Genomic DNA, 23,915 nt, shown 5'->3' with positions numbered 1-23,915 from the left:
ATCGCGGCATCTCAACTGCCAAGAAAAAGCAGCTTAAACGCCGCCTTTTCCACCCTCGTCTCGCTTGTCCGCCTTCTCCAGCAACGGCGGCTTGGCCACCGCGCCCGTCGAGCGCAACACATTCAATACGCCTGCGCAGAAACCGAGAAGAAGAAGAACGATCATCCCCCACGGCGTCGTGCCGACAAAATAATCCAGAAGATAACCCAGCATAGCGCCGACCACGATGGCCGAAATGAACTCCGATGAGAGCTTCACCGCCATCGCAAAACCCTTCCGGGTTTCCGCAGCGTTGGTCTCCGCCCTCACTTCCGCCTCATCCTCCGCTTTCACCTTTGCCAACTCATCAGCAAGGCGTTTGCGACGCTCGTCCAGACTATCGTCACGGTTGCCAGTCATCTTAAAATCCCACCCATTTTCTCCGTTCCAGCCATGCCAGAACCCTTTGGAGTTGTAAACGGTGACGGATTAAGCCTGTTCCAGCCCGCTCTGAAGTCGCGCGCAACATAGTTTTAGGGGCTTCTCTAGTCAAGGCACTGAGGGCGCTTGTTTCAGCACAAATTAATCATTGAAAAACAATAGCTTGATGCCAAATCACTGTTTGGCGGCGATGTTTCGCGAGGGAATCGGCATTTTTGACACGCAAAATGCGACAAATTGGCGGTGGTATCAGCTCCAGCCGCCACCATAGGTACGGTAAAACACGTGCAGACCGATCCGACCGACCTTTTTCATGGACTTGCCCCAGGCCGGGCGAACATAAACGGCATGATAATGAGTGGCGGAGCCCACTTCGTTCAGCCAGATCTTGCCGGCGGTGGTGGCCATGGCCACTTCGCGCGCCATTTTCCAATGGCGTTCGGAATTCACGCGGTCCTTTATATTGTCGCAGGCGAAGGAAAACTGGCAGCGGTTGCGCCAGTCCTTGTTCTGATAGACCACACCGCAGATGGTTTTCGGATAGGTAGGGTTACGCACACGGTTGAGGATGACCTGCGCCACCGCCGCCTGTCCCTTGACCGATTCTCCGCGCGCCTCGAAATAGATGCCGGATGCCAGGCACTGCTGTTCAGCTGCGGAAAACACCTCGGCCGGCAGCGGGGTCGCCGCCCAGGCGTGGTCTTCCGGGCTGATCTGCGGCACGAAACGGCCGGCATCGGGCTTTTTGAGAATGGCGTCGAAGGGCGATTCGCGGGCAAAATCGGGGGCGGCCGGCGCGTAGGCCGTGGCGAGAATGTCAGGGGTACGGTTGGTGATGAGTTCCGCCAACATCGGCGACACGCTCTTGTCCACCTTCTTTTCATCGCGGCGGAAATAGAAAGAGGCGAGTTCAACATCCTTGCCGCGTTTGGGCTTCACGAAGGCCGTGCGGTCCTTGCGCTTCAGCGGCTCGATATCCAGCATGCTGGTGCGTTGAAGGACGGAGCCGGCGGTGAAGGCCTTTGGCGGCTGCATGATTTCGGTGGCGACGATGCGGCCTTTCTTGGCGGCGCGGTTGACACGCTCGCTATCCGGCGTCGTCGCCTCGCCCTTCTTGTTGGTGACGAAGGCGACCTTGCTGCCATTCGGCAGGGTCATGCCGCTGCCATGCAGCGCCGCCTCGCCTGCCGCATCATTAAAAGTGAGCGAGGCATTGTGCACCGAACCCGCCGGAGAGGCAGTCAGCACCATGCGCCATTGCTCGCCGCCATTGTCCAACCCGGCCAAGAGCGAGGCCAGATCTGCACGCGCAGCGAGGGAAGGAAAGACGAGCCAGGCGGCAAGGCCGAAGACGACGGGCGAGGCCCATCTGGAGGTCCATGCCTGAAGGGACGCGGAGGACCGACGACGCATTACACTTTTCGAACGCAAAACCAGCACTCCGAACACCGACAACCATATTTGCTACAGGTGTTGAAGAATCTCTTATTAACCTTGATGCTTGGTTAACGCCGCGAGGGAACGCGGCTTCACGTTAATGTGTAAGCATCTTCTAAAGCGCGTGGCGTGGAGTCGAGTTCGCATTTGCCGATCATAACTGTCCCCGCAGGGCATCTCCACATCCGTCATTCCGGCCTTGAGCCGGAATGCAGCCGACACGCGTCGGCGTGGCGTAAAGAATCCTTTCAGCCCAAGGACTTGGGCTGGCTGGATGCCGGCTCAAGGCCGGTATGACGGAAAGAAGGAGGCCGCCCAGCTACATGGGGCATGCTCACGTCGTCACACGACGACGTGAGAACCCAGTTCCACCACACGGTTGGCCGGAAGGCGGAAATAGTCCGACGGATCGGCCGCGGTTTCGGCAAGGGCGATGAACAGACGGTTCTGCCAGCCTGGCATGCCCGATTTCGGATCCGGCACCAGCTTGCGGCGACCCAGGTAAAATGAGGTCGACATGATGTCGAACTTGTAGCCGGTGCGCCTCAGGTAACCCAGCGCCTGGGTGACATTCTGGGTTTCCATGAAGCCGAAATGCAGTTCCACCACCGCGAAACGGTCACTGAGTTTCGTCAGCGTGTACCTGTTCTCCGGGCGGACGCGCGGCTGGTCCTCGGTGCGGATTGTCAGGATGACGTTCTTGTCATGCAGGACGTGGTTGTGTTTGAGATTATGCAGCAGGGCCGCTGGTGCTGCCTCCGGATCGCCAGTCAGGAAAATCGCAGTGCCGGGCACACGCACCGGCGCATGGGCGCTTTCCTTTTCCACCGAGGCGACGAAAGCCTTCAGCGGCACGTCGCTGCGGCGGGTCTTGGCAAAGAGGATTCGCGAGCCGCGCTGCCAGGTGGTCATGATGATGGTGAAGGCGATCGCCAGCAGAACCGGCACGTAGCCGCCGTCGTGAATCTTCAGCAGGTTCGCACCGAGGAAGATCAGCTCCAGCAGCAGAAGCGGCGCCAGCACGGCAAGCGCCAGCCAGACCGACCACTGCCAGCGTTTGCGCACGAACTCAAAGAACATCAAGCTGGTTACGACCATCGCGCCCGTGACGGAAATACCGTAGGCGGTGGCCAGCGCATCGGAACTCTTGAAGGTGAGCACCAGAGCGACGACGCCGAACAGCAGGATGGTGTTGACGGCCGGCAGGTAGATCTGCCCGGTATTGGTTTCCGAGGTGAAGAGGATTTCCATGCGCGGCAGGTAGCCGAGATGGATGGCCTGACGCACCAGCGAAAACGCGCCTGTTATCACCGCCTGGCTGGCGATGATGGTGGCGGCGGTGGCGAGAATGACGGCAGGCAGGATCGCCCATTGCGGGAACATCAGGTAAAACGGATTGGACATCGCCGCCGGGTCTTTGAGCACCAGCGCGCCCTGCCCGAGATAATTCAGCGTCAGCGCCGGGAACACCAGACAGAACCATGCCCACTGGATGGGGCGGCGGCCAAAATGGCCGAGATCGGCATAAAGCGCTTCGGCACCGGTGATCGTCAGGAACACCGCGCCGAGCACGACGATACCGTAAAAGCCTTCATTGGCCAGAAACTCCACCGCGTGCCACGGATTGAAGGCAAAGAGAATGCCGAAATCATCCGCGATATGAATGAGGCCGGCGAGACCCATCACGAGGAACCAGACCGCCGTGATCGGCCCGAAGAATTTCGCCACCGTTCCCGTGCCATGCGACTGGATGGCGAAAAGACCGATGAGAATGCAGACGGATATCGGAATAATGAAGTCGTCCATAGCGGGCGTGACGAGTTTCAGGCCCTCCACCGCCGACAGCACCGACAGCGCCGGCGTGATCATCGCATCACCCAGAAACAGCGCCGCGCCGATGAGGCCGAGCACGATGAGCACGCCGCGGTGGGTACCCGCCGTCTTCATTAGCAGCGCCAGCAGCGAGAGCGTGCCGCCCTCGCCGTCATTGTCGGCGCGCAGCAGCAGCGTGATGTATTTGAACGTCACGATGATCGTCAAAGCCCAGATCATCAGCGATGTGAGGCCGATGACCTCCTCCCGCGTCACGCCATCATAGGCGATCGGCCGCAGTGCTTCGCGGAAGGCATAAAGCGGGCTGGTGCCGATATCGCCGTAAACAACGCCGATCGAACCAAGGATGGCGGCGTAAAGCCCCTTGTTCTGATGCTTGTCATCCGCATCCGGTTTCTCGGCAACGTCCTTGTCGACGATTTGAGACATGATGATCCTGGCTCCTTAGAGCCAGCCCTTCCAACGAAAAAAGAGAAACGGAATGATTGCGGACATCAGCATGATGACGAGCGCGAGTGGATAACCAAATGTCCAGTTCAACTCCGGCATGAGCTGAAAGTTCATTCCATAAACCGAGGCCACCAGCGTTGGCGGCAGGAACACCACCGAAGCGATGGAGAAAATCTTGATGATGCCGTTCTGTTCGATATTGATGATGCCGAGAGAGGCATCCAGCAGAAATGTCAGATTGCCGGAAACGAAGGCGGCATGTTCGTTCAGCGACTGGATATCGCGGCCGATCGACTTGCCCTGTTCCCGCGCTTCCTTGTCTCCGCGAGCCTGATCGCTGGTGGACAGGAAGGTCTGCAGGCGCGCCAGCGATGCGAGGCTGACGCGGACCTTTGAGATCAGCCGGTGATAGGCGGCGATGTTGGTCAGACGGTCTTCGAGATAACGCGGCGCCTTGCGTTTGGAGCGTGCCTGGCTGCCGAGAATGTCGGCGGCGAGATTGTCGATGCCGGCGACCGAATTTTCGAGAATTTCCGCCGTGCGGTCGACGATGGTTTCCAGCAGCTTCAAAAGCAGGGCCGTGCCGCTGCGCATTTCGTGCGGCACGCGGGTGATGGCGGCGATGAAGAGGTGGAAGGATTTCGGCTCGGCATAGCGGATCGTCACAAGGCGTTTGCCGGCAAGAATGAAAGCGACATCCGTGAGGCGCGGATCGTCCGATTCCGCCTTCCACACCAGAGAGGCAGTCATAAAGACGTTGCCGTCTTCCATATACAGGCGGCTGGAGGGCTCGATATCCTTCAAATCCTCACGGGTGGGCAGATCGAGCCCCAGCAGTTTTTCGACATGCTGCTCTTCCGCCCTGTCGGGATTGACGATGTCGATCCAGACGATGTCGTCGGGAATCTGTCCGGAGCCGTCGTCTGGCGACAGGCTGATTGCCTCGCAATTGGCGCGATAGGCTTTTATCAATCCGCTTCTCCGGTCCACATCGCAAGCTTCAGCCGCAATGCTGCTTAACATATCCTGTTTGCGGTCGGCAAACCTTTGGACGACACTTCAGGGCACGCCGGAACGAGCGGGATTTCATATCTCGCCAGCCCGATGGACCAAGAGCCAAACGGCGCAGGCGTATGCGCCCAAAGCGAGATGCAATCAAGCAATATTTTTTCTCGACAGCATTGCAGGCGAAGCATTTCTCGATATTCACATCCAGAAATATTGCCTGATACTGGCGATCAATCTTCTGTTTTAAAAAGATTATTTAATACCGACAGACGCCTTTTCGGTTTATGCCGGAAGCCGTTGCATTATTCGAAAACGATCTTCGGCGCGGCCTTTCTCTCGCCTGCACCGATGCGCGCCCAGACTTTTTCGGCGATATCGCGATAGATCTCTGCCTGCGGTCCATCCGGCTCGGCGGCAACAACCGGAGTGCCGGCATCCGACATTTCGCGGATGGAAATGGTGAGCGGCACTTCGCCGAGGAACGGCACGCCGATCCGCTCGGCTTCGGCCTTTGCCCCGCCATGGCCGAAGATATCGTAACGCGCACCGGTATCCGGCGCGATAAAATAGCTCATATTCTCGATGACGCCGAGCAACGGCACTTCCACCTTGCGGAACATGGTGATGCCCTTGCGCGCATCGATCAGCGCCAGATCCTGCGGCGTGGAGACGATGACGGCGCCGGCAAGCGGCACCTGCTGGGCGATGGTCAGCTGCGCGTCACCCGTGCCGGGCGGCATGTCCAGCACCAGCACGTCGAGTTCGCCCCAGGCAACTTCGCGCAGCATCTGCATCAGGGCGGACTGCACCATCGGCCCGCGCCAGATCATTGCCGCTTCCTCATCCACCAGAAAGCCCATGGACATGACCTTCAGCCCGTAATTTTCCATGGGAAGGATGATGCGGTCTTCCTGCTGCTGCGGGCGGCCGGAAATCTTCAGGAGTTTGGGAAGCGAAGGGCCGTAAATATCGGCATCGAGCATGCCGACCCTGAGGCCGAGCGCCTGAAGACCGAGCGCCAGATTGACAGCGGTCGTGGACTTGCCGACCCCACCCTTGCCCGAGGCGACGGCGATGATGGCGCCGACACCCGGCACGCCCACCTTGGAGGAGCGCGGCTGTGCAGCCGGGCGGCCGGTTGCTGCGGCGGGGCGCGGCGGCTGTTGCTGCTGGCCGGGCTTGCGATCCGCCGTCAGCGCGACCACGGCGCCGGCAATGCCCGCAACGCCGCTGGCCGCCTTTTCAGCGGCAAGCCGCAGCGGCTCCATCTCGGCGGCCTTGTCGGAGGGAACGGTAATCGAAAAATAGGCCTTCGCGTCGGCGATGAAGATTTCCGAGACCATACCGAGCGCCACGATGCTTTTGCCGCTGCCGGGATAGATGACGGCTTCCAGAGCCTTTTCCACCTGGTTCTTGCTGACGTCTGCCATTGTCTTACTCCGTATACGTGGTCCGGCCGGATATGGGCACTCTTCCGCGCCATCCATAGACAAGCGGGAGCGCTTCGCCAATGCCAAAGCGCAAACAGGAGAGATTAGCGGCGATTCGACACTGCCATTTCAGATTTCGTCGTCCATATCGAGCGTTTCCGGGTCAAAGACCCGGCCGTCGAAAAAACAGTCCGGGCCGAGGACGAGGCCCGTGCGCGACGCGCCGACATGCACCGGTTCCCTGAGCGTGCCTTCGAGTTTCAGGTTGGCGCCCGGCACCGGCACGAAAAGCGGCTTCATCGCCTTACGGAAAATATCCGGCCGATAGCCGTTGCGCGCGGCCTCCACCACGGCCGCGTCGAATCGACATTCGGCGGGAACCTCGCCCCAACGCAACATCTGGCTGAAGAACCAAAGCGCCTGGCTCTGCCACGGAAAATTTGCGGCCTTGGCGCTGGTCACGAAAAACTCCGGATAACGCCGCATATCCCTCTGCGAGGTGGAGATATAGCCCGTCAGCGCCGGCAGCAGGAATTCGCCGTTCTCGTCCATATAATGAGGGGCGGCGAGGATGCCCGTCAGTTCCTCGATATTGGCAGAATTGGCGCACCATTCGCCGGCGCGGTAGAGCGCGCGCAACAGCCCTTCCAGCAGCGTGGCGTTCTCCTCAGCCCACTGCCGCTTCACAGACAGTATCTTTTCCGGCGCATTTTGCCAGATCAGCGCCCCGGTGGTGACGATCCGCCCGGCGCCGCCCAGCACCACGGCGCTGCCCGCCGGTTCGGCGGCACAGAGCGCATCGACCTTGCCGTTTTCCAGCAGGCCGGGCATGGCTTTCGGCAGGGCCTCGACAATTTCCATGTCCCGGCCGAGCAGCACACCGCAGCTTCCGAGCAGATAACGCAACATATAAAACGGCGTGGAAACGATATCCTCGACCGCAAAGACCGGCGGGTTTTTACCTGCCGCGCGGCGCGCCGCGCAGACGCGGGCCATGGCTCGCCCGAAGGCCGCAGGGTCCGGAAGCTTCAGACCTTCACGGTAAAGCTCGTCGTAAAATGCGTGCGAAACAGTGGTTGCCGATCCGCCCAGGGAAAGTGTGAAAACGCCGATAATATCGGCCGGCAGCTCATCGAGGCCGACTGCGGAACCGACCGGCACCGGAGCGGGCAGATGGGCGATGCGAACCTCATCCTCGGCAAGCGCCGTTAAAACAGCGCGTGCGGATTGTTTTCGGACGAGTTGCAGTTCTATGCCTTCATCGGCAGCAAAGCCTTTTTCGGCAGCGACTATCAGCACGGCGCAATCGACAGTCGGAGAAAATCCCGCTTTTACCCTATGCCGCTCCGGCAAACGATTTCTCCTTTCCGGTGATTCGAAAGAAGGATCGCCTAGGAAAGGCTTTATCACAATGATAAAATTACGATTTCGCTATTTTATCAAACCGACCCGCAGCGCCTTGGCCACGGCCTGGGTGCGGTTGACCGTGTCGAGTTTTTTCGTCGCGCGGTTGAGGTAATGATTGATCGTATGTTCCGACAACACCATGATTTCAGCGATTTCAGCGCTGGTCTTGCCGGCCGCCGTCCAGTTCAGACAATCGATCTCCCGCTCGCTCAATGTTTCGGGAACCCGGAGATCGAGACGACGGATTTCCGATAGCCGGGCAAACACATGGCTTGAAATGTAAAACAGTTCCGCCAGCCGGCTTGCCGGCAAAATCGTCTTGTTGCCGGAGAACGACACCGCGCCCCTGGTTGTGGTGATGTCGTGAACGGGAAACCATACGGAGTTGATCATCTCAAATCGCTCGAACAGGCCGATCACGTTTTTTTTGGCGATCTGTTCGTTGCCTCCGGCCAGGAAATCCGCGGAGACGGAAAAGGGCACCGTCGACTTTTTCAACTGCGCCATCACCTTGCTGTTCTGCAGCATGCCCTCCTCGTCGTAACGCTGCAGAAGCTCGGCCGGCCAGCTGGTGATGATGGTATATTGCGACAGCTCGCTCGCCATTTCGGATGACAGGTCAAGCACCATAAAAGCCCTGAACTCCCAGGCCTCCGTCAACCGTTTCAAGAACCGGAATATGTCGAATTGCGTGTTCAGACCGGCGATCTCGCGAACGCAATCAACACCAATCGCCTGAACGGCGGCCGTCTCTGTTTTCTGCATGAAAGCTGTTCTTCGAGAATGAGAAATACCGCCGCAAAGGCCACCTTTGCCCGGAAATTGCCGGGGATGTTACTCACCAAAATGATTCATGCAAACAAAAGTTGAAAACTTAATTCAGAATAGTCGAAAATAAGATTTAACTCGCGCAATTCGACGTCAAACCCGTCTCCCCGGTCGCGAAAATCGACGGGGCAGCGCCTGTTTTTCCTCAACCATCCGCAACCGGCGACAGTCGGCAGGCAAGCTCCGCTGAAATTTTATCAGCGGTTTCGCGCACCAGCGGCGCCCATTTGTAAAGCTGTTCCACATCCACCCGATAGGCGGGGCCGGTGACGGAAATCGCCGCATGGAAATTGCGTCCCGGCGCGTGGACCGGCGCAGCGGCGCAATGAATGCCGATCTCGTGTTCCTGAAGGTCGAAACCGTAACCTTGCACGCGAATGGCCGACACATCCCTTATCAGCGCTTCCGGCGTTACGATCGTGTTTTCCGTAAAGCGTTGGAACTCCAGCCCGGCAGCCAGGTGTGCCAGCGCATCAGCAGGCAGCAGGGACAGCGCCGCCTTGCCAACACCCGTGCAATAGGCCGGCGAGGTCTTGCCGACCTGCGAATGCATGCGCATGGTGTGCCTGCCCTCGATCTTGTCGAGATAGGTGACTTGCCCACCGTTTAGAACGGCCAGATGTACAGATTCCTGCGTCATTTCCTGCAACGCCGCCAGATGCGGGGCAGCGACACTGCGCAGATCATTGCCGCTCCAGGCTTTCGCCGCAAATTGCAACAACCTCAGGCCGACAGCATAGGTCTGGTCGGGGGCATGGTCGATCAGGCCTTCGGCAAGGAGGTGGGCGAGCTGGCGGTGGACCGTGCCGCGCGGCTGGCCGCAAGCCTCGACCACATCGGTAAAGCGCATCGGTTTTTCCGCAAAGGCGATAAGTTCCAGAAGTGAGACCGCCTTTCCCAGCGTGCCGGTCTCACTTTGCGGTTTTCCTGCGCGACCGGGAACGGGGTCATGCTGTTGAGCATTGGGCGTTTTATTATCGGGCATGGCAACATCCACCGTCATCTGCCTTGACATAAGTGTGACGCCAAGAGAATAATTCCATTTAATAAAATCTAGTTCCATATATTGGAACAATCAAGCCCTCATGGATGAGACGATGTCGATGATGCAAGCCCAATTTCCCGACCTCAAGGATGCGGGCGTGCTCATTACCGGTGGCGGCTCCGGCATCGGGGCATCGCTGGTGGAAGCCTTCGCAATGCAGGGGGCGAAGGTCGCCTTCATCGACATCGCCGAGGAGCCGAGCGCCGCCCTTGTCCAGCGGCTCGCAGGAGTGGCTCCCCATCCGGTGCATTTTTTCAAGACAGACTTGAGCGACATTCCCGCCATCGGGCGGACGGTGGATGCGGCGGCCTCCGCCACCGGCGGCATCAAGGTGCTGGTCAACAATGCCGCGTGGGATGACCGCCACAACATAGACACCGTGACGGAAGCCTATTGGGACGCCAATCAGGCCGTCAATCTCAAGCAGATGTTCTTCACCGTTCAAGCCGCGCTGCCCTATCTCAGACAGGCGAAGAATGCATCCATCGTCAATTTTTCATCCATCTCATTTCTGCTGAACATGGGCGAACTGCCCTCCTATGCGGCGGCCAAGGCCGGCATTATCGGACTGACGAAGAGCCTTGCCGGCAGGCTGGGACCGGAGAATATCCGCGTCAACACGCTCCTGCCAGGCATGATCGTCACGGAGCGGCAGAAAGAACTGTGGCTGACGGACGAGGGCATCGCTGCCACCACGGCGCGGCAATGTCTCAAGCGCACGCTCATCGCCGCCGATCTCGCCGGGCCGAGCCTGTTTCTCGCATCCTCAGCATCAAGCGCCATCACGGCGCAATCCATAATCGTAGACGGAGGCCTCCTATAATGTCCGAACCCGCTTTTATCGCCGTCGACTGGGGCACGACCAGTTTCCGGCTCTGGCTTCTGAGCCGTTCTGGCGCGGTGCTGGCTGAGCGCAGAAGCGCGGAAGGCATGACGACCGCCGCGCGCACCGGTTTTGCCGAGGTGCTGCAATCGCATCTTGATGCCATCGGCGCACCTGACAATCTGCCGGTTCTCGTCTGCGGCATGGCGGGTGCGCGGCAGGGCTGGGTTGAGGCCGGTTATATCGACGTGCCGGCAGCGCTTTCAGCGGTTCTCGACGGCGCGGTTCGGGTACCAGGTCAGGCGCGGGATGTCCGCATTCTGCCGGGGCTGGCGCAGCGGGATAAAAATGCGCCCGACGTGATGCGCGGTGAAGAAACGCAATTGCTCGGTGCGCTCGCCTCCACTGATGCCGGCGAAAAGCTGGTCTGCATGCCGGGCACACATTCCAAATGGGTGACGGTCAAGGGCGGTGACGTGACCGGCTTTGCCACCTTCATGACCGGCGAACTGTTCGAGGTCATCTCCAAGCAGACGATCCTTTCCCATGCGGTGGCCGAAGCGGACGCTTTTACCGGCGAACACGAGGCCTTCAGGGCCGCCGTGCGCGACATCTACGCCAATCCCCAATTGGCGACCAACCGGCTGTTTACCCTGCGCTCGGGGCAATTGCTGCATGGCCTCACCGCGACCGACGCCAAGGCCAAGCTTTCCGGCATCATGATCGGGCTGGAAATTGCCGGCGCGCATGCCAATGCACGGCGGGACACACCGGTCGTGCTGATCGGCTCCGGCGCGCTCGGTGCGCTTTACGAAGGCGCCTTCACGGCCCTTGATATCCAATATACGGTCATCGATGCAGACGAGGCCGTGCGGCGCGGATTGCTGGCCGCCGCCAATACCATCTGGTCATAAAAGAAAGACCCACCATGCGTATCCCCTTCCCTGCCATGAAATATCCGCTGATCGCCATCCTGCGTGGTCTGAAACCCGAGGAAACCGAAGGCGTCGTCGGTGCACTGATCGAAACCGGCTTCCGTGCCATCGAAATCCCGCTTAATTCGCCCGATCCGTTCCGCTCGATCGAAATTGCCGCGAAGATGGCGCCTGCCGATTGCCTGATCGGTGCCGGCACGGTGCTGAGCGTAGAAGACGTGGAGGCACTGGATGCCGCCGGCGGCAAGCTGATGGTAAGCCCCAATGCCGATGCCGAGGTGATCATCGCCGCGCGCGTCAAGGGCATGGTAACGATGCCCGGCGTTCTCACGCCTACCGAAGCGCTGGTGGCTGCAAAGGCTGGTGCGACGGGGCTGAAATTCTTTCCCGCCAGCATCATCGGCCCGGCCGGCATAAATGCTATCAGGACGATCCTGCCGAAGGACCTCATCATTGCCGCAGTCGGTGGCGTCTCGGACAGGAATTTCGCCGAATATACCTCGGCCGGCATTACCGCTTTCGGGCTTGGAACCAGCCTCTACAAGCCGGGTATGACGGCGGCCGAGGTGCGCGAGCGTGCTACCGTCACACTTTCGGCCTATGACGCAGCCATCGGAGGATAAGAGCTTGGCGACTGTTTTTCCATTTGCCGGACATGTGCTTGACGAAACGCCGATGATGCTTGGCGAAGGCCCGACCTTCGACCCTGCGACAGGCACCGCCTGGTGGTTCAACATCATCGAGCGCGAGTTGCACGAGTTGCATTTCGCTTCCGGCCGCAAGACGGTATACGCCCTGCCTTTCATGGGCAGCGCACTGGCCAAGATCAGCGACCACAAGCAATTGATCGCCTCCGATGACGGACTTTTCCTGCGCGACACGGCGACCGGCGTGCTGACATTGCATGCGGAACTGGAAAAGGACTTGCCGGGCAACCGCTCCAATGACGGGCGCATGCACCCCTCCGGCGCGCTCTGGATCGGCACCATGGGCCGGAAGGCGGAGACAGGCGCCGGCAGCATCTATCACGTCGCCCGGGGAACCGTGACGAAACTGTTTGCCGAAGTCAGCATCCCCAATTCGATCTGCTTCTCCCCCGATGGCGCGACGGGATATTACGTCGATACCAAGGTGAACAAGCTGATGCGGGTGTCGCTCGACGCGGAGACCGGCCTTCCCACTGGCAAGGCAGAGGTATTCATCGATTCCGCTGGCGTCGAAGGCGGCATTGACGGGTCGGTCTGCGATGCCGAAGGGCATATCTGGAATGCCCGCTGGGGTATTGGCGCGGTCGATCACTACGATACGGACGGCAATCACATCGCCCGATATGAGGTGCCGGCGGGACAGACAACCTGCCCGGCCTTCATCGGACCCGACGCGTCGCGCCTTCTCGTCACCTCGGCGCGCGAACATCTCGATGATGACGCCATTGCCGCCAATCCGCAGCATGGGTTGACGTTCGAGCTGGGGGTTGAGGTGAAGGGTCGGTACGAGCCGCTTTACCGGTTGTGAAGCGCGGCGTAGGCCGCCCGCAACAAAACGCGGAGCGCCTTCTGGCAAGGGTTGTTCCCGAAACGACCTCCCTCATTCCTGTGCTTGTCACAGGAATCCAGTCAGCCCAAGTCCTTGGGCTGGAAGGAGTCGTTTCGCCGCGCAGACGCGCGTCGGCTGGATTCCTGTGACAAGCACAGGAATGAGGGCTGGTGAGTTCGACTCCGACCTATGGTCACCCGGTTTTCAGGAAATATCCGACAATATCTCGCGATAATTCTCATGCAGATACCGCTGGGTCGCGGCGGCATCGGCGGGGCGGCCGTAGAAATAGCCCTGCCCCATGGCGCAGCCGAGCGCGCGCAGCTTTTCCTCTTCCACCCGCTCCTCGATCCCTTCGGCCACCACTTCAAGATCAAGTCCGTCACACATGGCGACGATGGCCTTGATGATGTGTTCCGAGGGGCGGTCGCTGCTGATGCGGGAAACGAAGGCGCGGTCGATCTTCACCTTGTCGAAGGTGAAATCACGCAGGCGGCCGAGGCTGGACTGGCCGGTGCCGAAATCATCAAGCGAAATGCGAACGCCGGCACTCTGCAATTCGCTGATGATGCGTTGCGCGGTATCGGCTGACGTCATGACAGCCGTTTCGGTGATTTCAAGCTCCAGGCGGTGCGGATCGAGACCAACGCGGGCAAGGATCGAAAGAATGTTGTCTGCCGTGCTCGGGTCCATCAATTGCGCGGAAGACAGGTTGAAGGACAAAAACAGCTCACGCGGCCAGAACAGGGCGGCTTCCGCCGCCTTTCGCAGCAGTGCTTCCGACAGCGCGTCGATAAAACCCCGTTCTTCGGCAAGCGGCACGAAGACGGCGGGCGAAACAAAGCCGAGATCGGGGTCGTTCCAGCGGGCCAGCGCCTCGAAGCCGATGACCTTGGCCTCTTCCAGCCGGACGATGGGCTGGAAATGCACATCGATCGCATCGGTGATGATGGCGTTTCGCAAGGCCTGTTCCAGCTGGGTGGCGCGCTTCATTTCCTGCGCGATCTCACGCGAATAGACCGTTATCTGGCCACGTCCGCGCCGCTTGGAGCGATAAAGCGCCGTCTCGGCGCTTTTGAGCAGGTCCTCGAAATCATCGCCGGCAAAGGGATAGATGGCAAAACCGAAGGAGGAGGAAAGCCGAACGTTACGATCACCGAGATCGTAAGGGGCCGAGAGCACGTCCTTGATCATGTTGCCGATGCGCTCCGCGCCGGTGCGTTCGAACACGAGCGGCAGCACGAAGGCGAATTCGTCGCCATCATGGCGCGTCACGACCGCGCCATCGGGAATGCAGGCCTTCAGGCGGTGCGCGACCTGACACAGGATTTCATCCCCCGCCTGAACACCGAAAAGATCATTGATGGGTTTGAAGCCGTCTATATTGGCGATGCCGACCGTGAAGGGCGCGGGGTCGCTGGAGCGTTCGCTTGCGAGCATGCGGATCTTGTCCCGCAGACGGTAACGGTTGCCGAGCCCCGTCAGAGGGTCGCTGTAAGCCATCGCCTGCAGCTCGTTCTGGCTGACCTGCAACGATTGCGGTTCTGCCCGTTTCATTCCTGCATCTCGTTAATCCTGTGTGAACGCGCTCACAATGCAGGGCAAGTATTAAAAAAACCATAGAGCTGCGAACCAAAAATGCGGCGGCATTTTCGGAAAGTCTGCCGCTCGGGAAAAACGGCCGGGTCGGTGGGCGTTCAGGCCTGCAGCCGCATCGCATCCGCGCCGAAAACACGCAGGAAAACCGCCTCGACCATGTCAGGGCTGACGGGTTTCAGCAGCATGTCGTTCATTCCGGACGCCAGGCATTTGTCGAGATCGCCCTCGAAGGCGTGGGTGATGACCCCGACGATGGGAATGTTCTGGTCCCCCGCCAGTTCACGCATGCGGCGGGCGACCTCGAAACCGTCGATATCGGCGAGTGTCGTGTCGAGCAGGACGACGGAAGGCGCCTGCTCCGCAAAAAGCTGCAAGGCTTCCTCGCCCGAGGCGGCGAGCCGCCAGGAAAGCCCGAGACCTTCGAGTATCTGCGAAAAGACGATCTGGTTGACCCGGTTGTCCTCGACGAGAAGTATCTCGCAGACACCATCCGTCTTGAGGATCCTGGGCAGGTCTTCGGTCATGATTTCCCAGTCTTCCTCCGGCGATTTCTCGTTAGGAGACGATTTGAGACCGAGGGCGACGTGATGCAGCAGGGATGCGTCGATTTCCTCTTCCTCGATGGTGACGACTGGCAGGTCATGCGCAGCGGCTATATCGAGACATGTGACGCTCATCTGGGCATCGACGACGACGACATCAATGCCCACGCCGGCGGAGATAGCGATATCGATGAATGCCTGCTGTTCTTCCTCGCTCGTCACCGCCGCATGGTCCATGCCGCCCGCGGTCAACCGGCGGCCGGCGGCTTCGGCAAAACGCCCGCTTTCGGAGACGACCAGCACCGCCTTGCTTTTCAGCAGGTCTTTAGCCGGTGCGTCCCCCTCGTCCTTTCCATAGGTGGAGGCGACGAAAGCGACATGTTCGAGCGAGGGGATGACGGGCCTGCCGCTCGCATCGATGGTGGCAAGCGCGGTGACATCCTCCATCGTCGTCACCAGAAAATGCCGCCCCGGGCGACCCACGCGCTGCTTGCGGGTAATCGTCAGCACTTCCTCGCCGTTTATGCGTCTCACTCTTTCGGGAATGAGGCTCGGCGTGCCGCTGTCCATTACCGCGCGGTCAGCCGCATCGATCTGCGCGGCGACCTTGCGTGAATGCAGATCGAAAACCGTCTTGCCGAGAATGCTCTCCGCGCTGGTTTCAACCATGGTGCAGGCGGATTTGTTCACGGCCGCATAGGCCATGTTGCGGTCCTTGACCAAAACGGGGAATGGCAGATTGTCGAGGATGTCCTCGATCAGCTGCACCCGCTCAAGGTCGATGCGCCACTGTTCTTCCCTTTTCTTCTGTTCGGAAATATCGGCGACGACACTGATGCCGAGCCCGGAAGGCAGGCGGTTCATGACGAAACGCAGAAAGCGCTCGCCCTTCAGCCGTTCGGTCTTTTCCGATCTTTCCTTCCAGTGCAGCGCCAGCCGCTCGCCGATCCATTCGTCCCGCCCGAGCTGGCGGGCATTGGCGGCGAGATTTTCCGTCTCCAGCAGATAACAATCGTAAAGCGCGCTCAGATAGTCGCGCAGCCGCGCACCGGGGCCGACAACGGCCTCTTCCAGCGGGAAAAAATTCAACAGTTTCCGGCTTGCGAAAATAATGTGATCGTTACGGTCGTAAACGACGATCGCCGCGCCAAGCGCGTCGCAAAGGGCATCAAGCATCACCGTATGAACGCCCGCGCCAGAGGACGCCAAATCACTCAACTGCAAACTCCCGCCTGTTAATGGGTCAGGCTTATGTTTCTATTGGAATCGTTCAGGGCAGATGCCGGGATGAAACGACAAATTCCGAAAAAGAGACATCAGGGTTCGCCACTTGAAGCAGTCTTGAGGAGAAGATGACGTTCACCCATAATCGACGTCACACACCACCCGGAACGGGGGCCTCTTGCCTGCGGTCATTTCAAGCCGCCCCACCATAATCAAGGCCGATTAAAAGCGGATTAACGCTTAACCCGGCGTTGCCGGAAATGATCAAATGCCCGGAAGTCCACAAAACATGTGCAAATTGCCGCAATTGGCGTTTTTTGCTTTCGAAGCCATGGCGAATCCGCGAAAATGACGATCATGGCCATCAAGCAGCTTTCAGAAACCCTCATCAACCAGATCGCCGCCGGCGAGGTCATAGAAAGACCGTCCAGCGCCACGAAGGAACTGGTGGAAAATGCCATCGACGCGGGCGCAACCCGGATCGAGATCGCCACGGCGGGCGGTGGCAAGGGGCTGGTGCGGATCACCGATAACGGTTCCGGCATGTCACCCGCCGATCTGGAGCTTGCGGTGAGGCGCCACTGCACATCAAAAATATCCACGACGCTGGATGACATCCGCACGCTTGGTTTTCGCGGCGAGGCGCTGCCCTCCATCGGTTCGGTCGCCAAGCTTTCGATCACCAGCCGCCAACAGGGCGCGGAACAGGGTTCGGTGATTTCGGTTACCGGCGGCAAGGTTTCGGACGTGCGCCCCGCCGCCGCGAATGCCGGCACCATCGTCGAGGTGCGCGACCTGTTCTTCGCCACGCCCGCGCGGCTGAAATTCCTGAAGACGGAACGGGCGGAGGCGGCCGCCATTACCGAGGTCGTCAAGCGGATGGCGATCGCCTTTCCGCATATCCGCTTCGTGCTGTCAGGCACCGACCGTTCGACGCTCGAAATCCCCTCGACCGGCGATGACCACCTTGCCCGCATGGCGCAAATCCTCGGCGCGGACTTCAAGGACAATGCCATCGAGATCGATGCCGGGCGCGAGGACGTGATGCTGACCGGTTTTGCCGGCGTGCCGACCTTCAACCGCGGCAACTCGGCGCATCAATATGTTTTCGTCAACGGCCGCCCGGTGCAGGACAAGCTGCTTTTATCCGCCATTCGCGGCGCCTATGCCGAAACCGTGCCGCATGGGCGATACCCGGTCGCGGTGCTGTCCATCACGCTCGACCCCGCTTTTGTGGATGTGAACGTGCATCCGGCGAAATCCGATGTGCGTTTCCGCGATCCCGGCCTCATTCGCGGGCTGATCGTCGGCGCGATCCGGCAGGCGCTGACGCGCGACGGTGACAGGGCGGCGACGACCGGCGCGAGTCAGATGATGAATGCCTTTCGTCCCGGATACAGCCCGTCCGGCCTGCGGCCTTCTCCCTCCGTGACATGGTCCGCCGCCACCTCGCCTTCACGGCCGCTCGCCGTTTCCGGCGGGTCACAGTTTGCGGAGGCGGTGCAATCGCGCTTTTCCGACATCACCATGCCGACGGCGCGGACGGAACCACGGGAGGCTTACGAAGCCGCCGCAAATTCCTCGTCCGAACCGGTGCTTTACCCCCTCGGAGCCGCACGGGCGCAGCTGCATGAGAACTACATCATCGCACAGACGGAAAACGGCCTCGTCATCGTCGATCAACATGCCGCACATGAGCGGCTGGTGTTCGAGGAAATGCGCAATGCACTGCATTCCCGGCGTCCGCCGTCGCAGGTTCTGCTGATCCCCGAGATCATCGATCTGCCCGAGGAAGACTGCGACCGGCTGATGGATCATGCCGCCGGTTTCGATGGGCTGGGCCTCGTCATCGAGCGTTTCGGGCCGGGAGCGGTTGCGGTTCGGGAAACACCGGCCATGCTCGGCGAGGTCAATGTGCAGGGGCTGGTGCGCCAGCTTGCCGACGAGATCGCCGAATGGGACGCCGCCTCCACGCTTGCCAACAAGCTGGAATATGTCGCGGCCACCATGGCCTGCCATGGTTCGGTGCGCTCCGGCCGGCGCATGCGGCCGGAGGAGATGAACGCGCTTCTGCGGCAGATGGAAAACACGCCGGGCTCAGGACAATGCAATCACGGCCGCCCGACCTATATCGAACTGAAACTTTCCGATATAGAACGGCTCTTCGGTCGAAGCTGACGTCTTCACCCAGCCGCAAGCGGCCGGGGCTGGCCTTGTGCCGCGCCGAACGATATAAATCCAGGACATTGGAGCATCCGGATTGTTCAGGAAAACGCTACGCCGTTTCGGACTGGGTGCCCTGACAGGACAGAGCAGGAGACGAAAACGGATGAACAGATTTGAGGGAGGCGGAAATCGTCTCGCCGTCATCGAATATCTCGACGGAGACTTCCGGATCGTGCAAACCGGCTCACATGTCGTCTGCGCCATCACCGGAAAGACCATTCCGCTCGATGAATTGCGTTACTGGAGCGTGGCGCGGCAGGAAGCCTATGTGGACGCGGCCGCTTCGCTTGAGGCTGAACGGAAGGCTGGTAGTTTGCCGGCTTGAGCCGGAAACGTCGTGCTGAAGCGTTTACGTGTGTTAAGCGGCTTTCTCGGGAGAAGTTGCAGAGGCGGCTGACACCCTCACTCGACGTCATCCTCGGCCTTGTGCCGAGCATCTGCTGATGTCTCATAAATCGATAGGTTGCAGATGCTCGGGACAGGCCTTGCCGATAACCTCCACAATTACGACCGCGCATTTTCCCGCAGCAGGCGGGTGCGGCAATGCTGGATCGCGGCATCGATGATCGTTGAGGCCGCATTGGGGTCATCGAACACCATATCGATCTCGATAACCTGGCTGTTCCACAGCAGTTCCTCTGCCCGACCGTGATGCCCATTGAGACGCACGGCGTCCTTGGCCGTCGTCACCAGCTGCAAGTTCTCCTTGCCCGCATCCTGCAGGAGATCAGCGACCTCGTCGTCGCTGAAATGGTGATGGTCCGGGAAGGAGCGCTGCTGCACGATGTCACCGCCAAGCGCCTCAACGGTTCGATAAAACTTGGCCGGATCGGCGATGCCGGCATAGGCCAGCACGCGCTTTCCCCTGAACTCCTGCGGTTCCTGCGGCGTAATCGCTGCAACGAAGACGGGTTTGGCGGCCTTTGCCGCCTGTCTCACCAGCGGATCGGCCGCATGGCCGTTGCCGACCTTCAAAAGGCCGCTCATCTGCCGCATCTGATCGGCCAGCGGCGCTCTCACAGGCCCACCCGGCACGAGGTGGCCATTGCCGATGCCACGCACCGTATCGATGACAACAAGCGCATAATCCAGCGTCAGGCGCGCGCTCTGGAAGCCGTCATCCATGATGATGAGATCGACGCCCTCTTTCACCAGCCGATGCGCGCCCTCGACGCGCCTGCGCGAAATCACCGTCACCGCCTCACGCGCCAGCAGCAGCGGCTCATCGCCGACATCGGCGGAGCGGTGGTGGTGCGGATCAACAAGGGTGGTGACATCAAGCGTGCCGCCATAACCGCGGCTGAGGAAACCGGGTTTCAGGCCTTTAGCGGTAGCAGCCCGGGCGATTGCCATCGCCGTCGGTGTCTTGCCCGCTCCGCCGACAGTGAAATTGCCGATGCAGATCACCGGGACGGATACGCTTGCCCGCTTTGCCGTCCGCATCCGCCGTCCGGCAACCTTGCCGTAGAGAAGCGAGAAAGGCGACAGGAGCCATGCCTGCCAGCCCGCTTTCTGCCACCAGAATGGCGGCGCTTCAGAAACCATCTATGCCCGCTCCCGGCCGCGTCGCCCACGGCATTCGTTCGGATGTTATACGTCAGGGGTTGTTTGCCAGAAAAAACCATAAATTGCAAAAAAGCTCTCCGTCATTCCGGCCTCGAGCCGGAATCCATCCGGCGCGCGTCTGCGCGGCGAGAAGAGTCTGTTTCAGCCCAAGGACTTGGGCTGGCTGGATTCCGGTTCGAGGCCGGAATGACGGAAGAGATGGGTGGTTCCTTCTTAAACAACCCGTTCCGGCAACAGCGCTTCCAGCGCGGTAATATCATCGAAACAATAATGCGCATCCGCACCGAGGCTTTCGCGTGAGCCGGTTCCCGTCAGAACGGCGATGCGTAAACCCGCGCCCGCATTTTTTGCCATATGCAGATCGTGATTATTGTCGCCGACAACAGCCACACGTTCCGGCGGAAATCCGATTGCTTCGCAGAAACCGAGAACCATGCCGGGCTGCGGCTTGGTGCCGTAACCGCTGTCATAACCCGCGACGAAATCGACATCGCTCTCGAAACCGAAGCGGATTGCCGTCTGGCGGATGGAATTTTCATTGTCGCTGGAGGCGATACCGAGCTTGTAGCCGCGCGCCTTCAGCCGTGCAAAGAACGCCTTGAGATCGGTGACGGGCACGGATTTATCCGCGGCTTCGGTGAAGAGCCGGTCGAGGCGCTGCGTCAGTTCGACAACATCGCAGGGCGAGCCGGCGGCAACCAGACCGGCGGCGATTTCCGCCGTATTTCCGGCGGCGAGCAGGCTGTCCGGCACCACGTGGCCGGTGATCGGGTCCATGCCGCAAGCAATGAGAAGCCGATCGGCAAGTGCCGCATCGCCTTTGGCAGCGATCGCCGCAAGTTCGCGGTTTACCGGTCCCCAGCTCGCGTCATAACCTAAAAGCGTACCATCCTTGTCGAAAAGCACGGCGGCGATCGACTGCGCCGCATCAACTTCGATATCCGCTACCATGAACCGATGGCGCTCCGCGGTTGCAGCTTGGCCGAAACGGTAAGCGGGTTGATATAGGGTTCCAGCGCCTTGACGGTGGAGGACAACGCGCCGCGCATGTCCTGAATGACCCGGTTGCCGGCATCGATCATCTTGTAACGCTCATTGTCGTTGACCAGCAGATAGTGCACCGCCTTGGCCAGCATCTCCACATCACGGATGATACGACCGCCGCCGGCGCGGATCAGCTTCTGATAGGCCTCGCGGAAATTCTGCACATGCGCGCCCGATAATACGGCGCAGCCCAGCATGGCCGGCTCCAGCGGGTTCTGCCCACCTTCCGCCGTCAGCGAACGGCCGACGAAGGCAAGTTCGGTCAGCCGCAGGTAAAGCCCCATTTCGCCGATGGAATCGCCGAGGAAAATATCGGTTTCCGGCGTGATCACGTCGTTGCGGCTACGGCGCGCGACCGTCAGTCCCATGCCCTTCAGCATGGCTTCCACGTCGTCGCCACGCTCGGGATGGCGCGGCACGATGATGGTCAGTTGCCCGTTGCGCGACTTGATCGCCGCATGCACGGTGGCGGCAGCCTTTTCTTCGCCGTCGAAGGTGGAGATCGCCGCCCATGTCTTGCGATTGCCGACCTGCTTGCGATAGGTCTCCAGCAGCGTCTCGTCACAGGGCGGCGGATCGGTATCGCCCTTGAGGTTGCCTGAAATCACCACCGGCCAGGAGCCGAGATCGCGGAAGCGTTCGGCATCGAGATCGGATTGCGCAACCACCAGCGCCAGCTTGGAAAACAGCGATTCCGCAATATCGTGACGGCTTTTCCAGCGGTCGAAGGAACGGTCGGACAGACGGGCGTTGACCCGGATCTGCGGGATGTGCCGGCGCTCCAGCTCCATCATCGTCACCGGCCAGATTTCCGATTCAGCGGTGATGGCGGCATCCGGCGCCCAATAGGTGAGGAAGCGGTTGACCGCGATCTTGATATCGAGCGGCACATATTGGTGGATCACATCATCGCCAAGCCGCGTACGGGTCAGTTCGGCCGAGGTGACGGTGCCGGTGGTCAGGAGCACGAAAATGTCGCGTTTGCGGATTTCGCGGATCAGCGGAATGAGGGCAAGCGTTTCGCCCACACTTGCGGCATGGAACCAGACGAGTGGCCCGCGCGGGCGCTCGGCGCTGGCATAACCGAAACGTTCGAAGCGGCGGCGCTTGTCTTCCTTGCCCTTTGCGGCCCGATAGGAAAGATAGGGTCGGGCAAAGGGATAGGCGGCGATACCGGCGATCCGGTAACCCGAAAGAGCGAAACGTGCGATACGGCTGCTCATGACATTCTGCCCTTGATCATTCCGCGCAAAGCCTGCCCCTGTTCTTGTTGTTGTCGCCGCCTACTTCTTCTCAAATTGCGTCATTTTTTATCATCGGAAACGAAAGCGCGATCACATTTTCTCGTGCCGGAACTCCCGGCCTGCGCTGAACGGCAGGAATCACGGAAAGCTCGCCTTCACCCAATAGTATTACAACGCAAGGGCAAAAGGACTCAATTTTTGTCGTCGGGATTGAGAAGACGGTGCATATGCACGATAAAATAACGCATATGGGCATTATCGACCGTCATCTGCGCCTTGGACTTCCATGCCGTGAGGGCAGAAGCATAGTCCGGATAGATGCCGACGATATCGAGCGCATTCAAATCCCGGAACTGAACATCCTGAAGGTTTTCAAGTTCGCCGCCGAAGACGAGGTGCAGCAGCTGTTTCGGTTTGCCGGATTCCGTCATGTCATTATCTCTTTCTTAAACGCTGAGAGAGGCCTTCATCTGCGGGATTTCCGGGCAAACGTCAACCGTCGGAAACGTGTGAAAACGCTTTCAAAAGTGCGGGCAGCGCATAATCTGCTGCGGCGCACAATGCGGGGTGGTTCACCTCACGGCGATTATACATCAGAGGTTTTCCATCGAGGCCGACAAGCTGCCCACCTGCTCTTTCCAGGATGAGGTCGGCCGCGGCCAGATCCCACTCGTGGGAATTGGCCTTGACCAGCGTTCCGTCGATGCGGCCATCCGCCACCACGGCCAGCCGGTAGGCGAGCGAAGGCACGTGCGGAATGCGCTTGACGCCGGCGCGCACCTCCTCCGGCAGATAAGCGATCACGTCTTCGGGGGCCGCCAGATGGAAGATGCCGGCATTTTCGCGCGCGACGGAAATGGCCTGCCCGTTCTTCAGCGCCTCGCCGCCTTCAAGCGCCGTGAATTCCTCGGCAAGCGCCGGAGCAACAAGGACCGCAACGACCGGCCGCCCCTCATGCACCACCGCGACGCTGACACACCAGGTATCCCGGCCGCCAATGAAGGCGCGGGTCCCGTCGATCGGATCAACGACGAAAACGGTGGAGCGGGAAAGCCTGTCGGCATCGTCATCCGTCTCTTCCGAAAGCCAGCCATAATCCGGCCGGGCGGAACGCAGGATGGTTTCGAGAATTTCGTTGGCGGCGTAGTCGGCGGCACTGACCGGCGAAAGCCCGCCATTCTTCCACCAGACCTCGGGGTCCTTGCGGAAGAAACCGAGAGCCGTCTCGCCAGCCTTGCGCGCGGCTTCGAGGACCAGCCGCAAATCGGAGGCCCAGCGGGCCTCAGCCATATCGTTCATTTTGCCGTCTTTTCCGCGC

Annotated in this window: 21 protein-coding genes; 6 read left to right on the top strand and 15 right to left on the bottom strand. The window is 60.1% G+C overall.

Annotated elements, in window-relative coordinates; translation table 11 throughout:
• Positions 1-33: 33 nt before the first annotated feature.
• The 8 genes from CFBP6623_RS01940 to CFBP6623_RS01905 form a co-directional block, all read right to left on the bottom strand.
• Positions 34-399: an AtpZ/AtpI family protein gene (locus CFBP6623_RS01940; RefSeq protein WP_046800712.1), complete on the bottom strand. Its 366-nt coding sequence runs from the start codon at positions 397-399 to the stop codon at positions 34-36.
• A 270-nt stretch (positions 400-669) separates the two neighbouring features.
• Complete coding sequence (locus CFBP6623_RS01935; protein WP_046800711.1) at positions 670-1,833, bottom strand: cell wall hydrolase; 1,164 nt, start codon at positions 1,831-1,833, stop codon at positions 670-672.
• A 366-nt stretch (positions 1,834-2,199) separates the two neighbouring features.
• Complete coding sequence (locus CFBP6623_RS01930; protein ID WP_046800710.1) at positions 2,200-4,119, bottom strand: potassium transporter Kup; 1,920 nt, start codon at positions 4,117-4,119, stop codon at positions 2,200-2,202.
• 15 nt (positions 4,120-4,134) lie between these two features.
• Positions 4,135-5,112, bottom strand: a complete 978-nt coding sequence (locus tag CFBP6623_RS01925; RefSeq protein ID WP_046800709.1) for a magnesium transporter CorA family protein — start codon at positions 5,110-5,112, stop codon at positions 4,135-4,137.
• A 338-nt stretch (positions 5,113-5,450) separates the two neighbouring features.
• The gene (locus CFBP6623_RS01920; RefSeq protein WP_046800708.1) at positions 5,451-6,578 is read right to left on the bottom strand and encodes an Mrp/NBP35 family ATP-binding protein; all 1,128 of its coding nucleotides are present in this window, start codon (positions 6,576-6,578) and stop codon (positions 5,451-5,453) included.
• Between the two features lie 129 nt (positions 6,579-6,707).
• Entirely contained in the window at positions 6,708-7,931 is a 1,224-nt protein-coding gene (locus tag CFBP6623_RS01915; protein WP_080842263.1) for a CmpA/NrtA family ABC transporter substrate-binding protein, read from the bottom strand.
• 78 nt (positions 7,932-8,009) lie between these two features.
• Positions 8,010-8,750 carry a helix-turn-helix transcriptional regulator gene (locus CFBP6623_RS01910; RefSeq protein WP_046800706.1) on the bottom strand — a complete coding sequence of 247 codons (741 nt, stop codon included), beginning with the start codon at positions 8,748-8,750 and terminating at the stop codon, positions 8,010-8,012.
• 208 nt (positions 8,751-8,958) lie between these two features.
• The gene (locus tag CFBP6623_RS01905) at positions 8,959-9,828 is read right to left on the bottom strand and encodes an IclR family transcriptional regulator (RefSeq protein ID WP_046800705.1); all 870 of its coding nucleotides are present in this window, start codon (positions 9,826-9,828) and stop codon (positions 8,959-8,961) included.
• 70 nt (positions 9,829-9,898) lie between these two features.
• Here CFBP6623_RS01905 and CFBP6623_RS01900 point away from each other — a divergent pair, with 70 nt between their 5' ends.
• Genes CFBP6623_RS01900 through CFBP6623_RS01885 form a run of 4 tightly spaced genes read left to right on the top strand, consistent with a single transcriptional unit; the run spans position 9,899 to position 13,131 of the window.
• A complete protein-coding gene (locus CFBP6623_RS01900; protein WP_080842265.1) occupies positions 9,899-10,681 on the top strand; it encodes an SDR family NAD(P)-dependent oxidoreductase in 783 nt (260 codons plus the stop codon).
• The gene (locus CFBP6623_RS01895; RefSeq protein WP_046800704.1) at positions 10,681-11,595 is read left to right on the top strand and encodes a 2-dehydro-3-deoxygalactonokinase; all 915 of its coding nucleotides are present in this window, start codon (positions 10,681-10,683) and stop codon (positions 11,593-11,595) included. The genes CFBP6623_RS01900 and CFBP6623_RS01895 overlap by 1 nt, the downstream gene beginning before the upstream one ends.
• Positions 11,596-11,609: 14 nt before the next feature.
• The gene (locus CFBP6623_RS01890; RefSeq protein ID WP_046800703.1) at positions 11,610-12,239 is read left to right on the top strand and encodes a 2-dehydro-3-deoxy-6-phosphogalactonate aldolase; all 630 of its coding nucleotides are present in this window, start codon (positions 11,610-11,612) and stop codon (positions 12,237-12,239) included.
• A gap of 4 nt (positions 12,240-12,243) precedes the next feature.
• The gene (locus tag CFBP6623_RS01885) at positions 12,244-13,131 is read left to right on the top strand and encodes an SMP-30/gluconolactonase/LRE family protein (protein WP_046800702.1); all 888 of its coding nucleotides are present in this window, start codon (positions 12,244-12,246) and stop codon (positions 13,129-13,131) included.
• A gap of 225 nt (positions 13,132-13,356) precedes the next feature.
• Here the strand turns inward: CFBP6623_RS01885 and CFBP6623_RS01880 are convergent, their stop codons facing one another.
• Together CFBP6623_RS01880 and CFBP6623_RS01875 are read right to left on the bottom strand one after the other, a co-directional pair.
• Entirely contained in the window at positions 13,357-14,709 is a 1,353-nt protein-coding gene (locus CFBP6623_RS01880; RefSeq protein ID WP_046800701.1) for a putative bifunctional diguanylate cyclase/phosphodiesterase, read from the bottom strand.
• A 140-nt stretch (positions 14,710-14,849) separates the two neighbouring features.
• The gene (locus tag CFBP6623_RS01875) at positions 14,850-16,469 is read right to left on the bottom strand and encodes a response regulator (RefSeq protein ID WP_046800700.1); all 1,620 of its coding nucleotides are present in this window, start codon (positions 16,467-16,469) and stop codon (positions 14,850-14,852) included.
• 405 nt (positions 16,470-16,874) lie between these two features.
• Between CFBP6623_RS01875 and mutL the strand changes: the two genes are divergently transcribed.
• Positions 16,875-18,695: a DNA mismatch repair endonuclease MutL gene (gene mutL, locus CFBP6623_RS01870; RefSeq protein ID WP_046800750.1), complete on the top strand. Its 1,821-nt coding sequence runs from the start codon at positions 16,875-16,877 to the stop codon at positions 18,693-18,695.
• A gap of 151 nt (positions 18,696-18,846) precedes the next feature.
• Positions 18,847-19,068, top strand: coding sequence for a DUF2093 domain-containing protein (locus CFBP6623_RS01865; protein WP_046800699.1), 222 nt, complete (start codon positions 18,847-18,849; stop codon positions 19,066-19,068).
• A gap of 179 nt (positions 19,069-19,247) precedes the next feature.
• On the opposite strand, the gene lpxK is transcribed toward CFBP6623_RS01865, so the two are convergent.
• The 5 genes from lpxK to CFBP6623_RS01840 all read right to left on the bottom strand — a co-directional run bounded on the left by lpxK (position 19,248) and on the right by CFBP6623_RS01840 (position 23,896).
• Positions 19,248-20,288, bottom strand: coding sequence for a tetraacyldisaccharide 4'-kinase (lpxK, locus tag CFBP6623_RS01860; RefSeq protein ID WP_046800698.1), 1,041 nt, complete (start codon positions 20,286-20,288; stop codon positions 19,248-19,250).
• Positions 20,289-20,522: 234 nt separating this feature from the next.
• Positions 20,523-21,260: an HAD family hydrolase gene (locus CFBP6623_RS01855; RefSeq protein ID WP_046800697.1), complete on the bottom strand. Its 738-nt coding sequence runs from the start codon at positions 21,258-21,260 to the stop codon at positions 20,523-20,525.
• Positions 21,254-22,576, bottom strand: a complete 1,323-nt coding sequence (gene waaA / locus CFBP6623_RS01850) for a lipid IV(A) 3-deoxy-D-manno-octulosonic acid transferase (RefSeq protein WP_046800696.1) — start codon at positions 22,574-22,576, stop codon at positions 21,254-21,256. Before waaA ends, CFBP6623_RS01855 begins: the two co-directional genes overlap by 7 nt.
• Before the next feature lie 212 nt (positions 22,577-22,788).
• Complete coding sequence (locus CFBP6623_RS01845; RefSeq protein WP_046800695.1) at positions 22,789-23,028, bottom strand: DUF4170 domain-containing protein; 240 nt, start codon at positions 23,026-23,028, stop codon at positions 22,789-22,791.
• Positions 23,029-23,089: 61 nt separating this feature from the next.
• Positions 23,090-23,896 (bottom strand): 3'(2'),5'-bisphosphate nucleotidase CysQ, encoded by an 807-nt coding sequence (locus CFBP6623_RS01840; RefSeq protein WP_080842267.1) that lies wholly within the window; start codon positions 23,894-23,896, stop codon positions 23,090-23,092.
• Between the last annotated feature and the right edge of the window lie 19 nt (positions 23,897-23,915).

It is taken from the genome of Agrobacterium tumefaciens (assembly GCF_005221385.1).
Taxonomy (GTDB): domain Bacteria; phylum Pseudomonadota; class Alphaproteobacteria; order Rhizobiales; family Rhizobiaceae; genus Agrobacterium; species Agrobacterium tomkonis.
Note: the sequence above shows the minus strand (reverse complement) of the source record. Positions and strands in the feature narration are given on the sequence as shown.